At 59.9% G+C, this 12,853-nt stretch carries 11 protein-coding genes; 2 read left to right on the top strand and 9 right to left on the bottom strand.

From position 1 onward, the window contains the following. Positions 1 to 135 precede the first annotated feature (135 nt). The 7 genes from K0V07_RS12025 to K0V07_RS12055 all read right to left on the bottom strand — a co-directional run bounded on the left by K0V07_RS12025 (position 136) and on the right by K0V07_RS12055 (position 8,490). Positions 136 to 1,536 (bottom strand): autotransporter-associated beta strand repeat-containing protein, encoded by a 1,401-nt coding sequence (locus K0V07_RS12025; RefSeq protein WP_220621637.1) that lies wholly within the window; start codon positions 1,534 to 1,536, stop codon positions 136 to 138. A 21-nt stretch (positions 1,537 to 1,557) separates the two neighbouring features. Then, positions 1,558 to 2,250, bottom strand: coding sequence for a prepilin-type N-terminal cleavage/methylation domain-containing protein (locus tag K0V07_RS12030; protein ID WP_220624092.1), 693 nt, complete (start codon positions 2,248 to 2,250; stop codon positions 1,558 to 1,560). A 373-nt stretch (positions 2,251 to 2,623) separates the two neighbouring features. Further along, on the bottom strand, positions 2,624 to 3,562 hold the full coding sequence (locus tag K0V07_RS12035; RefSeq protein ID WP_220621638.1) for an AraC family transcriptional regulator: 939 nt from the start codon (positions 3,560 to 3,562) through the stop codon (positions 2,624 to 2,626). A 131-nt stretch (positions 3,563 to 3,693) separates the two neighbouring features. Beyond that, positions 3,694 to 4,455 carry a GDSL-type esterase/lipase family protein gene (locus tag K0V07_RS12040; RefSeq protein WP_220621639.1) on the bottom strand — a complete coding sequence of 254 codons (762 nt, stop codon included), beginning with the start codon at positions 4,453 to 4,455 and terminating at the stop codon, positions 3,694 to 3,696. A 45-nt stretch (positions 4,456 to 4,500) separates the two neighbouring features. Further along, a complete protein-coding gene (locus K0V07_RS12045) occupies positions 4,501 to 5,697 on the bottom strand; it encodes a sialidase family protein (protein ID WP_220621640.1) in 1,197 nt (398 codons plus the stop codon). A gap of 169 nt (positions 5,698 to 5,866) precedes the next feature. Beyond that, positions 5,867 to 6,787 carry a dihydrodipicolinate synthase family protein gene (locus K0V07_RS12050; RefSeq protein ID WP_220621641.1) on the bottom strand — a complete coding sequence of 307 codons (921 nt, stop codon included), beginning with the start codon at positions 6,785 to 6,787 and terminating at the stop codon, positions 5,867 to 5,869. 47 nt (positions 6,788 to 6,834) lie between these two features. Then, positions 6,835 to 8,490 carry an FGGY-family carbohydrate kinase gene (locus tag K0V07_RS12055; RefSeq protein WP_220621642.1) on the bottom strand — a complete coding sequence of 552 codons (1,656 nt, stop codon included), beginning with the start codon at positions 8,488 to 8,490 and terminating at the stop codon, positions 6,835 to 6,837. 53 nt (positions 8,491 to 8,543) lie between these two features. On the opposite strand from K0V07_RS12055, the gene K0V07_RS12060 reads away from it, so the two are divergent. Beyond that, complete coding sequence (locus tag K0V07_RS12060; protein WP_220621643.1) at positions 8,544 to 9,701, top strand: DNA-binding transcriptional regulator; 1,158 nt, start codon at positions 8,544 to 8,546, stop codon at positions 9,699 to 9,701. Positions 9,702 to 9,772: 71 nt separating this feature from the next. Here the strand turns inward: K0V07_RS12060 and K0V07_RS12065 are convergent, their stop codons facing one another. Beyond that, the gene (locus tag K0V07_RS12065; protein ID WP_220621644.1) at positions 9,773 to 10,789 is read right to left on the bottom strand and encodes a hemolysin family protein; all 1,017 of its coding nucleotides are present in this window, start codon (positions 10,787 to 10,789) and stop codon (positions 9,773 to 9,775) included. A 141-nt stretch (positions 10,790 to 10,930) separates the two neighbouring features. Continuing rightward, positions 10,931 to 12,217, bottom strand: a complete 1,287-nt coding sequence (locus tag K0V07_RS12070; protein WP_220621645.1) for a beta-ketoacyl-[acyl-carrier-protein] synthase family protein — start codon at positions 12,215 to 12,217, stop codon at positions 10,931 to 10,933. Between K0V07_RS12070 and K0V07_RS12075 the strand changes: the two genes are divergently transcribed. After that, entirely contained in the window at positions 12,216 to 12,776 is a 561-nt protein-coding gene (locus K0V07_RS12075) for a hypothetical protein (RefSeq protein WP_220621646.1), read from the top strand. The two genes, K0V07_RS12070 and K0V07_RS12075, sit on opposite strands and share 2 nt — an antisense overlap. Positions 12,777 to 12,853: the final 77 nt, after the last annotated feature.

Genomic DNA, 12,853 nt, shown 5'->3' on the forward strand with positions numbered 1-12,853 from the left:
GTGACTCAGGGTCGCTCCTGCCAGAGCAAACAGAGCTGATAGACCTATTCTCTTAACCGTCCCTGTGGGGATTGATAACATGCTCGTTTTCTCGGTGGGTATTTCTTGTGTCGATGCGAGTGAGTGTCTGGGGCCTTATTTTCTGCGCTTGAAAACAAGGACAGAAAGGGCGCCGATACCGATGATCAGGCCCAGGGAAGACACTTCCGGAATGTTTGTCGTGACATCCATCATGACGTTGTGGCTGTTCTCGGAGAGATACAGGGTCACCGACCAGTCACCGTAGGTGCCAGTGGTGTTGCTGCCCAGAGTGCCGACGATATTTTCCGTGGAGGAAATGAGCGTGTAGGTACCCTCCTGAGTGCCGCTGAGGAAGTCGAAGTCGAAGCTGTCGAGGTCGAGTGCGCCCTCGCCAATATTGACCGTGCCGGTTACATCAATGCGGTCGCTGGCATCGACGGCTGCGATCTGGTAGACCAGAGCAGCCGGAGCAGCGGCTGCGGCCGAGATGTCGAGCGTACCGGTGCCCAGATCCATGGTGAGTGTACCCACGCCATTGTCACCCGGGGTGAGGCCACCGCCATTGGCGACGACGATATCGGCATCGGCGGTCGTGATCGAGCCGCTACCACCGAGCAGGCCACCATTGATCTGGTAGGCTCCGGCGTTGGCATGAGTGCCATTCACGAGCAGGGAACCACTGTTGATCGTGGTGGTGCCTTTGTAGGAGTTGGTACCGGCGAGGCGCTGGGTGCCCGTGCCGTTCTTGATAAGGTTCAGGGTGACCGTGCCAGCCTTCGTGCTGTCATTAGTGCGGTCAAGGATCGTGCCGGAGTAGGTGTAGTCCGTGTCGTTATCGATCGTCAGCGTCGTGGTCAGGGTTGCGTTCGTGGCCTGGAGACCAGCGCCAGTCACGTAGAGCGTACCGACATCACCCGTCAGACCTGTGCTGCTGACCTCACGTGCCGCATCACCGCCCGTGCGCAGGGAGGAGATGGCGAGCGCGCCTTGCGCATCCATAAAGCTGATCAAGCCCAGAGCGGCGCTGTCGGCGTTGATGTTGAGATTCTCGTAGACCAGGGTCGACCCGGTTACATTCAGGCTGCCCAGGGCGTTTGCCTGCCAGGAGTTGACGCCACCCAAGTTCAACGTGCCGTCACGGGCATTCAGGGTCTCAAGGTTCAATGAGAGTTTCTCGTCAGCGGAGTTGGAGGTGATCGACAGCGTCAGGCCACCATACTTGATCAGCTGATCCATCGTCATGGTGTGGTCGCTGCCGTAGCCCACCAATGACCAGCTGTTCGCACCTGTCTCATATTTGAGCTCGTCGATCGTGACGTCTGTGTCGACGTAAGCTTGGCCGAATGCGGTCGGGGCACCAACGATGTCGCCGCTGCCGGGCTGGCCAACCGGGCTCCAGTTATTGGTATCGCTCCACAGGCCACCCGCATTCGAGTTGGTCCACGAATAATTAGCGGCCGTCAGGGGGAGGGCAGCAAAAAGAGCTGCCGTGAGTATTGGATAGGTCTTGTTCATTGCGCTCGGGATAGTTGGTTTTTATCGTTCAAGTTTTGCTGTTCGGGAGGTCATGTTCCCGTATGAAATTTTGATTTTGCCTTCGTCGAATCGCTGCTGGATCTCATCAACGGACAAGGCATCGACATGGCCATCGACGAACACCATGTTGACCTTGTCGCCGTGTACGGGCTTGATGTCGGTGATGTACTTCGGCCAGTTGTAGTACCAGTTTTTCGCCAGCTGACGGCCACTGCGCGGGGCATCCAGGATCATGACGCACTGGCTCGGGTTGATGAACATGCCCAGGTTTTTGTCCATCACGCCTTGCTTGGCGTAGGGGTCGTCGTTACCCATCGCCCCATAGGAGAGTTTTCCGTTGTTTTCCAGTGCGGCGTTGGCTTCGTTAATCCAGCCCGTTTCATCCAGTGGGCATTCGAAGACGCCCGCGTCGGCGATCAGGCTCGGGTAGACGTGCTGCCACCAGGCGCCGGAGTTGCTGTTCGTGTTGTTGGGCGGGAGCCAGCCCTCGTGGCCGGCCGCGTACATGAGGACCCCGGCGTGAATATGGTGCAGGTTTGACAGGCACTGCGTGCTCTGTGCGCGGGCCCTGACCGTTGTTACCGCGGGGATCAGAAATAGTGTCAAAACAGCAATGACCGCTAGCACCACCAGTAGCTCTACCAGCGAAAAGGCGGCGGCGCGCCGATGCTTCAACAACGCTGGCCTAATCATAGGTGGGGTGTCGTTGTTGTTAAAAGAACTATGGGGGGTATCCATAACCATAATCATGTCCATTTTACTGCTTTCATCAAACGCCAAGGCCCACACAAATAAATATCTCCATTGTCTTATTTGGTACGGGCGTGGGGCAGCAAAACACGGCATACCCCTCCTGGTTTAAATCGGAATTTAAAGTACGTACTTAAGTAGCAGCTAACAGCTGGGGGAAAGCTCCGGCCTGCGGTATCTGGTATCGCAATGGGGCCTTTGCCGCCGGGGTGGATTCAGGTCCGTATGTAACGCAACTATTTTGCGAAATGAGTGTACTTATTTATAGCCTAATGCGTTTCTGGAAATCGGGCTATAACAGCTATAAATGCACATGCTATGCATTTACCCTATTCCTATATTCACCTGGTGTCATGCCCGTTAGTTGTTTGAAACGCCGGGAAAAGTAATAGTAGCTGCCAAAGCCGAGATCGTAGCCGATCTCCTTGATGGGCTTATCTGAAATCAGCTCGTGGCAGGCCGCCTCGATCTGGAGGCGGGAGCGGTACTCCACGGGGGTCAGTCCGCCGAGGCGTTTAAACTTTTTACGGTAGGCCTGCTCACCGATGCTGTACGAGCGGGCGAGCTCATCGTAGTCCGGCTTTTGGTCGAACGGGAGCTCGCGCAGTTGTCTCTTGGCATCGCTGATCCATTTGACGTCGGCATCGCAGTTCCCCGACTGCCAGCTGTCGCACATCTCGGCGATCAGGGCGAGCATCCGGCCGGTATCGCTCAGGCTCGGCTCAAAGGTGTTGGACTTGAGCAGGGGCAGGACGACGTCGTAGAAGCGCCGCAGCCAGTAGTCGATTTTATCCGGTGCATCGAAGGGGGCAAGATGGCGAATGGGCTGGTGTGGGTCGAGCAGACCGATACCCATCCAGCTATCAAACACCGGGCCGACAAACTCGATGTTGATCTCGTCCCAGGATTCGCCCGGATCGGGGGCGTAGGCATGGGCCTGGCCGGGAAACAGGCAGATCAAATCCCCGGCCTGGAACTCGATGTCTGCCTTGGTGAACTCGTCTCGGTACCATCCGTGCCCGCGTGTGATGAGCACCAGCGAGTAGCACTCCAGCGTGCGCATTTGATTATTCTCAATATGCCAGCGCATGCCCCAGCTTTTATGGATCTGGGCACTGCGGCTGAGATAGCCGGCGGCGATGGGATGTAGCGCCTCAAAGATCAGCCAGTAATCGCGAATCGCGCGGGGCCAAGCTCCGCGCTGGCGGGTGAATTTCCCCCCGTATTGGCTGCACAGTGATTCCAGCGATTCCATACACAAGTAGGATGACGATCCGTCATTTTTCGTGTAAGCTAAGTTCTTGGAATCTAGGTTCTTCCAACTGCTGGAGCAAGCCTCCATTTGGCGGCTGATTTCTGCCACCGATGGCGATTCGCAGATATCGCTCATCCTTCGGTCCCCTCAGGCGCGGAGAGCGCCTTTTCAAGGTAGGGGTTCAGGGCATCTGCCCAGATGACATAGCCGGGAGCGAGCGGATGCAGGTAGTCCGGGAAAAGTTCACGGTCCATGTTGCCGTTTTCATCGACGAGGCTGTCGCGGATATCGAGGAACTCCACCTGCGGGTCAGCGGCCAGCTCCGAGATGATAGCATTCACCTCAATGATCTTGGGACGCTCGGGGGCGCGCGGGTTGGGGCCGCGCGGGAAAATACCCATCAGCACGATCTGGCTGTCCGGGCAGCGTGCGAGCACCTCATTGACAATAGCCTCTATCCCTTCGGCAATCTGCTCGGCGGTGTCGCGGTGAATGTTGTTCGTACCTGCCATGATGACGATCAGCGCCGGGTCGAGCCCGTCGAGCTCGCCATGCTGGAGGCGCCACAGGATGTTCTCCGTTTTGTCGCCACTGACGCCGAGGCTGATCGCGGGCAGACCGCTATAGCGCTCTTTCCAGACATCCTTGCCGCGGCTGTTCCAGTTCTGCGTGATCGAGTCGCCAATAAAGACAAGCTTGGCGTCCGGGTGTGCTTTGACGTTTCTCAGCGTCCGCTCATGCTGGTCCAGCCAAGGGTTGCGAGTGGCCGGGGTCGTCGCCGGGTTCTCGGCTGTGGAGGGCGTTTCGGCGGAGGCCGTCGTTAAAAATGAATTCGAGAAAACCATCAGCACGCATGCGGCGCTGAGGGGAACCAGTGTCTTGATCTTTTTCATGGGTTGGGATTGCGTCGAGATGATCTTGGCTGGTGCTGCGGGGCTTTATAGTTGGGAGCCGCCAGTGGGCGAGAGGGCCGCCATCTGTTGCTCCAGGTCGAGGCCCGCGCCAGCGGTGCGGAAGTCCGGGATACGGTGAAAAGTCAGGAAGTTGGCGTCATGCTGGTTGGGGGCGCCACCGGTCGGGTCGTCCCAGGATGTGCGGCTGGCCACAATCAAGTCGTCGCCGTCGAAAAGCCAGTCCACGTACTGGAAGCCGTGGCGCTTGGAGTCCGGGTGATAGAGTACGATGGCGCGGGTCTCCCAGTGGCGGGCATCTGCGGAGTAGAGGAGGGCGAGGGTGTTGCGGATAAAGGTATGGCGAGGCAGGTCCTTGGCGTGCCGCTCGGGGACGGCGTTAGCGAGTGACCAGTAGCCGCCCTCCAGCGGGTCCTGGCGTATCGAGAACTTCGTAGCGCCGCCGGGGAGCTCGACAAAGTCCTTTTCGGGGTCGAACGTCAGGCTGTGGCCGTCGGTATCGAGTGTGACCATCGCAGCTACGCCACCGGCGTCTACGTCCACACGCAGGAGATTCGCGACACTGCCGTCGGGCAGGGCGAGGACGTTACCTTCCAGCCAGCCGCCGAAGCCGTTGTCGAGCCAGGCTGCGTTCTGCCGGTAGATGGAGCTGAAACTCCAGCTGTCCTGACGCAGTAAGTCTGCCCCAAGAGGTGCGGACATGATCAGGGGATTATAGCGCACTCCCCAGCGGGTGCTGGCCGTTGCATCCTCAATGGATCGCCAGATGCGGCCGCGGTGCACGAGCATCGGCATCGGCGCGGTGTGGTACTGCCCGTACGGAGTGATGATCCCAGTCTGGGTATCCTCGGGCAGGGTCCAGGTGTGGCCGCCGTCGTCACTGCGGCGCACGACGATGAGCCCGTGGTGGTGGGTGGTGCCCATCAGGTACAGGGCACCGTTATGCACAAAAAGGTTCGACCAGAAGGCCGGCTTGATCGTGGCAATCTGCTCCCAACTTTCGCCCCGGTCATCGCTGCGGTAGATGAACGTGTGGCCTTCCTCCATCTCGGTAGTGGATGGGCCGAAGACATCGTGCGAGGCGACATAGCTGCCGTCGGGGAGGACGGCCAGGCTAGGAGAGCCAATGTATTGCTTGCCCTCCGAAGGCAGATGGTTGATGACCGTTCCGGGTAAAGTCGTGACCGAGCCAGGCTGTGTTTTTTGCTCAGTTTCCATGCTCATGCGCTTTGGGGAAGATTCGTGTTACCGTGGGCAGTGTGAAAACTGCCGGGCCATAAGCGGCCTCCTTGATGGTAATAGAATCCCACATTTACACCGAATCCGAAAGGGTGAACCCGAGGACTCGGTGGTAAATGAACAGCACAATCTGGTATGCATTTTTGGCCCTGTTTTAGCGCAAATACGGGGCGAGCAGTGGCCGTGATTCCAGCTCCTTGAGGACGGTTTTTACGCGCTCCAGATCTGCGTCATTGAAGCCGCTGAAGGGCGAAGCAAGGTGCCGCTGGCACAGGCCACGCAGCTCCAGAGCGCCCTTGAGGCCTTTGATGATGCTGGATCCGTGCTTGCCGATGGTGAAAAGGCGGCTCGATACCTCCATCACTTCGCGCTGCAGCGCAGAGGCTTCCTGCTCCTGCCCGCTTTGCATCAGATCGTAGATTTTTACGTAGAGGCGCGGGAAGACATTAGCCCCGCCGTTGATGCCGCCGTTACCGCCAGCGAGCATGGACTCGGCCAGCAGCTCCTCGGGGCCGATCAGCAGGGTGAGGTCCCGCTCGCCCATCAGGCGCTTGATCTTTTTGAAGTAAAACAGATCGCCGGAGCTGTCCTTGAGGCCGAGGCAGTTGGGCATGGTGAAGCCCAGCTCGACCACATCCAGCGGGAGCGACACCTTCGTCAGGGCCGGCATATTATAGAGGAAAAACGGCAGGCTCACGTGCTCGGCCATGCGCCGCACGAAGTCGCCCAGCTCGGGCGCGCCGGGGATGAAATAATAAGGGGGCGTAAAGGCCACGGCGTCGGCACCGGCTTTCTTTGCGTGGTCCGCCAGAGAGAGGGACTCGGCATAGGCGGTATCGCTGATGCTGACGATGACCGGGATGCGGCCGTTTACCTTTTCGGTGACAGCATCGATGAACTGCCGGCGCAGGTCGTAGCTCAGGTTCGGGCCTTCGCCCGTCGTTCCGAGGATAAACAGCCCGTGAACGCCACCGGCGATGACGTGCTCAAGCAGACGCTCAGTCGCGTCGAGGTCGAGTGTTTCGTCGGCCTTAAGCGGAGTTACGAGGGGAGGGATGATGCCTTGGATTTTCATGCGCGGTAAGCTGTAAATGTATTGGGTGAAGACGGCCTGCAGGAACCTTATTCCGCGGCGGCGTCCATGACTTTTTGGTACGCGAGCTGGTCGGTATAGAGTTGGTGGAAAACGGTGTATTTGGCCTGATGGTAGGGCAAGGCTTGCGTCGAGGGTTCGATGACCTGACCGGGGCGCGACATGGCAGCCATGGCAGCCTGTACGCTCTCGTAGGTGCCTGCGGCCACCGCGCCGAGCATAGCCGAGCCAAGGATGACGGCCTCGGGCTCCTCCGGGAGGATCAGGCGGCACTGGGTGATGTCTGCATGCTGCTGGAGGAAAACCGGGTTCTTGATCCCGCCCCCGCAGCACACGAGCGTGTCGATCGCATAGCCGCTGGCGTTCATCGCCTCGATGATGTGGCGTGTGCCGTAGGCGATGGCTTGAACCGTGGCCAGATAGAGCCGGGCCAGATCGTCGAGAGTGGCGCTCAGTTGCAGCCCCGAGATCATCCCGAGCAGGTGCGGGTTGGCGCGGGGGGAGCGGTTACCGTGGAAATACGGGCACACGTGCAGGTCCTTCGTCAGCGCATGGACCGGGCCGTCTTGCGCCAGCTCAGTCAGGCGTTGGTTAAGGATCTCGTAGGGTGTGAGGCCTGCCTCGCGGGAAGCCTGCATCATCGTCTCCGTGGCTCCGTGGTTAAAAATGACGTGATCGATCAGCGCGCCGACGGCGGACTGGCCGCCTTCGTTTAGCCAGAGCCCCGGCACCATGGCCGAGTAGTACGGGCCCCAGACGCCGGGGATGGGGCGCTTCTCAGCGGAGACGACCATGTGGCACGAGGAGGTGCCGCCGATCAGGGCGAGACGGTTGTCGAGGCGGGACGGGGTCTCGCCGCCTGCTTTCTCCGGCATGCCGATCATGCCGATACCGCCGGCGTGCGCATCAATGATCGAGACGCCCACGGCTGTCCCCGGAGCCAGTCCCAGCTCTGCTGCGGCTGTTTCGGTCAGCCCCTGCGCCACGGGTGCCCCCATGGGCTTAACGTCGGTGCCGATGCGGGCATAGCCTTCCTCGACTAGGTCTTCCAGCCCGGCGGCGCGGAAAAAGTCGTCCTGCCAGCCGCTGCGGCCCTCGGCGGCCTCATGGGCCAGATAGGTCCACTTGCAGGTCGTGGAGCACAGGGAGCGCCCGGTAGAGCCGGTGGCCCGGTAGGTGAGATAGTCGGGCAGGTCAAAGAAGTAGGCCGCGCGCTTCCAGCTCTCGGGCAGGTGCTTTTTGAGCCAAAGCAGCTTGGGGACCTCCATCTCGGGTGAAATCTTGCCGCCCACAAATTCGTACACGGAGAAATCACCGGCCTGGTTGACCTGATCTGTCTCGGCGAGGGCGCGGTGGTCCATCCAGACAATGATGTTGTGGGCATCGTCGCCATCGGGGCTGACGGTCACGGGCTGGCCGTCCGCAGCCACGGCTACCAGCGAGCAGGTGGCGTCAAATCCAATGCCCTTGACCGATTCGGGAGGGACGCCAGCGTCCTTCATCACGGCTCGGGTGCAGGCCGTGATCGCGCTCCAGATGTCGTCAGAGGATTGCTCCGCATAGTGAGGGCGTGGCCGCCAGGTCTGGATGCTCTGGCTGTGCTTGGACAGGAGCTTTCCCTCGCCATCAAACAACCCGGCACGGGCACTGCCTGTGCCCACGTCGATTCCGATAAAGGTGTCCATGGTTGCATTTTACGCCAAGAGCTGTCTTAAAGATATACTAGAATACGACATTAATGAGACAAATTAAGCCAAACCGCATCGCGTTGCTGCTCGGGCAGGACCTCGGGTACACCCGTCGGGTGCTCTCCGGTGTGCTCAGTCAAACCGAGGCGAGCGGGCATCATTGGGTCTTTCACAATGCGCCGCCGGATGTGCGCATCCTGCCTGCTCTGGAGCGTTGGCGGCCGGACGGGATCATCGCGCATCTCTCCGACCGCGCCCTGACGGACCGGCTTGTCGAGGGAGGCATCCCCCTGGTCTCCGTGACTGACACCATCCCCGGCCTCGCCGCCTCCTGTATCGACGTGGATAGCGAGGCTGTGGGGCGGATGGCTGCCGACTATTTTATGGGGCTCGGGTATCGCTCCTTTGCCTACTACGGCAGCCGCAAGGCTGCGTTCAGCCGCCACCGTGAGCAGGGCTTCCGGCAGCGGCTGAAAGAAGCCGGCTACGAGGCGGCTAACCTGCATGCGAACTTCCTGCCGCACTCCCCGTATACGCAGGACTGGAGCAGGGTGGACCTGCAGACGCAGCGCTGGCTCAAGCAGCTCCCCAAGCCGGTCGCCATCCTCGCCTCAAACGACATCCCGGCCCGTGTCCTGTGTGAGGTCAGCCGAAGCGCGGGCATCCGGGTGCCCGATGACGTCGCTGTGCTGGGTGTGGACAACGACGTCTCCGAATGCCGCATGAGCAGCCCCGCACTCTCCAGTGTCGAGCTACCTGCCGAGCAGATAGGACGCGGGGCGACCGCTATCCTGGAGCGCCTGATGGCTGGCGAGCTTCCCCCCACGGCCCATCAGCTGCTGGCTCCGCTCGGCATTATCGCCCGCAGCTCGACGGATGTCCGCGCGACGCTTGAGCCTCGCCTGCATCAGGCGATCGAGTTCATCGACAAATATGCCGAGCGTAAGCTCTCGGTGGACGAGGTGGCCCGGCACTGCGGCCTGTCAAGAAGGTCGCTGGAGCGTCGTTTCCAGGACGAGTGCAAGGTGACCGTCTACGAGCAAATCCAGAAAGCCCGTGTCGCCCGTGCCAAGCGCCTGTTGCTGGAAACCGAGTTTAATATCTCTGAAGTCGCCGAGCGCTCCGGCCTGAGCAACCTGCGCCAGTTGGACCGGGTTTTTCGTCAGTATGAGAAGGTCAGCCCGTCGGAGTTTCGCCGTCGTCGCTAGCTGCGGTCGGGCGCTTCACCGTCGCCTGCACATAAAACGCCTCCGCTCGTGGACGAGGGGGCGCCGAGCCATCACTTTCCCAGCTGTTCGCGGGCGAGCTTGCGCAGGTCTTCGACTTTATCGATCTCATCCATGATCTCGTGACCGATCATGGTCTCGATCACGTCTTCGAGTGTGACGACTCCGGCAAAGCCGCCGAACTCATCGACCACGATCGCCATGTGCTCACGTTTACGCAGGAACTGCAGAAACAGCTGCTTGAGCGGGCTGCTCTCCGGGACGACCGGGGCCTTGTAAACCATCTCCGACAGACGCTTCTCAAACTGGTCCTTGGCGGCGGCCGCCAGAATGTCGTTTTTCATGACATACCCCAGGATGTGGTCCACGTTATCACCGCGCACAGGGATGCGCGAGTAGGGGATGATCTTGTGAGCTTCCATCACCTGGCGCACTGTCCACTCTGCGGGCCACACGAGGGTGACGACGCGGGGTGTGAGCACCTCTTGGACTTTGACCGAGCGAAAACCAATCACGCTCCGCATCGCTTCGGACTCGTTGGAGTCGAGGATGCCCTCGGACTGGCCGAGCTGGGTCATGGCGAGGATCTCATCGCGGTTGATCGAGCTGGTGTGCTCTTTAGGTGAGAGGGTACGGGTGATCCCCATGGCTAGCCATACCAGTGGCCACAGAGCGATAGTCAGCGCCTGGGTGGTGTAGGCGGTGGGGATAGATAGCTGCCGCCAGAACGTCGCGCCCAGCGTCTTGGGGATGATCTCCGAGAGGACGAGGATGAGCAGCGTCAGGATGGCTGAGACGATCGTGAGCGAAGCCTCACCCCACACCTTCTGAGCCTGTGCGCCGACGCCTGCCGCTCCTGCCGTGTGGGCAATGGTGTTGAGGCTGAGGATCGCCGCCAGAGGCCGGTCGACATTGCGCTTGAGCGAGTCGAGCAAGTGTGCCGAGCGGTGCCCGCTCTCTTTCATGCTGGTCACATAGGAGGGGGTCATGGACAGCAGCACGGCCTCCAGGATAGAACAGAGAAAAGAGCAGACGATGGCGAGTAGGAGGTAAAAGACCAATAAGCCCATATGCCGCCAAGCTACTTATGTTGGCGACACTCTCAAGTGCTTTCGACCATTGAGGCCGGATCGGCCCCCTGTTCGCTCGCTGCTGGGGGAGCTGTTGTCCCACTCTCTGCCCGGGTAGTGGGCAGAGAGCGACAAATCTGCCTATTCCGAGTATTTCCGGATCGCGATGACGGCTCGTGTGCCCCCAAAGCCCATGGCGGTCTTCAGGTGAACCTGGCTGGATAGGGTCTGAGTCTGCTTTTCGAGCGAGATTCCGGTCTCCGGGTCGAGATCCTCCAGTTGGGGATTACCGGGGAGATAGTCCCCCTGCATACTGAGAATGCTGCCGATCAACTCCAGCACAGAGCTGGCGCCGCCTGCGTGCCCCATGAAGCCCTTCAGGGCCATGACGGAGGGCAGTTTGTCGCCAAAGACGCGCTTCAGGGCGCGGGCCTCGGTCAGGTCATTAAACTTCGTCCCGGTGCCGTGTGAGTTGTAGACATCGATGGCGTCCGGGCTGCATTGGGCCTGCTGGAGGGTCGTGCTGATCGACTCCGCCAACTGCTCTCCGCTGGTGTCGGGGGAGGTGAAGTTCACGCCCGGTGCGCTCTCGGCGTCGAAGTGGTCGTGCTGTTCATCGAACCCGATAATCTCTGCCAGCGGGCGGGCACCACGCTTGAGCGCATCGCTCTTGCGCTCGAGGACGAGGACGCCTGCGCCTTCGGCCGGGCCGAAGCCGTTACGGTTCTTGTCAAAGGGGCGCGAAATGCCATCGGGGCTCATGGCCTTGGCGGCGAGGAAGCTGGCTCCGACAAAGTCCGTGAGCGAGGCCTCTGCACCACCGGCCAGGATCATGCTGGGGCCGCCGGGGCGGTTGAGCTGGAGGATGTCGCAGGCGCGGATGATGGCCGTGAGCGAGGATGCGCACGCGGTATTGACCGTAAAGGGCGTGCCCTTGAAGTTGAAGTAAGTGCTGATGACGGAGGCGGATGCGCTCGTCATGTACATGGGGACGGCAAAGGGAGAGACTTTCTTCCCCTCGGAGAAGTCGCTATGCAGGCGGTCGTAGCTTTCGACGCCCATCAGCGCGATACCCATAATCACGGCGCTCTTCTCGGCATTCAAATCGCTGAGGCGGTCTTCCTCGCCCAGCAGCCCGGCTTGCTCAGCGGCCAGCTTGGCGGCGACCAGCGCATACTGTGAGGCGCTGTCCAGGCGCTTGGGGCGTACCGATCCGCGGTACTTGGCGTCTGCCGGAAAGCTCAGATAATCATCGGCGGGGAAGTCTCCGATCGAGGCGCCCGACATTAGCGGGTATTTCTCGCTGCTCGTGAATGTTGAGATATCTTTATATCCATGTTTGCATTGCCGAAGACTTTCGTCCATAGCTGCGTTTCCAATTCCAATAGGGGAGACACCACCCATTCCTGTAATAACAATCGATTCCATGATGAATTTCTTTAATAAGCCAAGCTCCTCGAAGTATGTCAGCGAAAAAGAGGAGACTCTGCATGAGCCGCAGATTCGCCATTGTGAGACGGGTAGTCTCTTCGGCGCAGAGTATGGCAAGCTCCCTAATGGACGTTTCTTGCTGATCAATCGAGCGCATTTTTGTAAATACGAGAAAAACGAGGATGGCGTGTACGGTTACGCCAAGGCCGAATTCGACTTAACGCCGGATACCTGGTTCTTCGCCAACCACTTCCACGAAGACCCCGTCATGCCCGGTACGCTCCAGATCGAGGCTGTGCTGCAACTCGCCGGTCTGTATCTGGCGTGGGCGGGCATCCCCGGTGTGGGCCGGGCCAGAGAGGTCGGCCGTACCGTCTTTTTTGACGAAGTTCGCCCGGACAACGGCTCAAAGTTCTGCTTTGAGCTCTTCGTGACCAAGGTTCAGGGCAAGGGGAAACTCTCGTTCCTGGCCGGAAACGCCCTCGGATTCCTCGAAGACGGGGTCCGCGTGATGGCGATGGAAGGCATCAAGCTGATCAAGTCCATTCGCAGCTAACGCATGGTTTTTGCCACGACGCGTCGGTTTGTGTGATCCCGTATCCGAAAACGGATACAGAAAAAGATTTTTGCCCG

This window comes from Ruficoccus sp. ZRK36, assembly GCF_019603315.1.
GTDB lineage: Bacteria > Verrucomicrobiota > Verrucomicrobiia > Opitutales > Cerasicoccaceae > Ruficoccus.

Bases quoted from the DNA above. Each gene is read 5' to 3' on its own strand.
- K0V07_RS12025 (WP_220621637.1), bottom strand. From the start codon at position 1,536: ATGAACAAGACCTATCCAATACTCACGGCAGCTCTTTTTGCTGCCCTC.
- K0V07_RS12030 (WP_220624092.1), bottom strand. From the start codon at position 2,250: ATGATTAGGCCAGCGTTGTTGAAGCATCGGCGCGCCGCCGCCTTTTCG.
- K0V07_RS12035 (WP_220621638.1), bottom strand. From the start codon at position 3,562: ATGGAATCGCTGGAATCACTGTGCAGCCAATACGGGGGGAAATTCACC.
- K0V07_RS12040 (WP_220621639.1), bottom strand. From the start codon at position 4,455: ATGAAAAAGATCAAGACACTGGTTCCCCTCAGCGCCGCATGCGTGCTG.
- K0V07_RS12045 (WP_220621640.1), bottom strand. From the start codon at position 5,697: ATGAGCATGGAAACTGAGCAAAAAACACAGCCTGGCTCGGTCACGACT.
- K0V07_RS12050 (WP_220621641.1), bottom strand. From the start codon at position 6,787: ATGAAAATCCAAGGCATCATCCCTCCCCTCGTAACTCCGCTTAAGGCC.
- K0V07_RS12055 (WP_220621642.1), bottom strand. From the start codon at position 8,490: ATGGACACCTTTATCGGAATCGACGTGGGCACAGGCAGTGCCCGTGCC.
- K0V07_RS12060 (WP_220621643.1), top strand. From the start codon at position 8,544: ATGAGACAAATTAAGCCAAACCGCATCGCGTTGCTGCTCGGGCAGGAC.
- K0V07_RS12065 (WP_220621644.1), bottom strand. From the start codon at position 10,789: ATGGGCTTATTGGTCTTTTACCTCCTACTCGCCATCGTCTGCTCTTTT.
- K0V07_RS12075 (WP_220621646.1), top strand. From the start codon at position 12,216: ATGATGAATTTCTTTAATAAGCCAAGCTCCTCGAAGTATGTCAGCGAA.
- K0V07_RS12070 (WP_220621645.1), bottom strand. From the start codon at position 12,217: ATGGAATCGATTGTTATTACAGGAATGGGTGGTGTCTCCCCTATTGGA.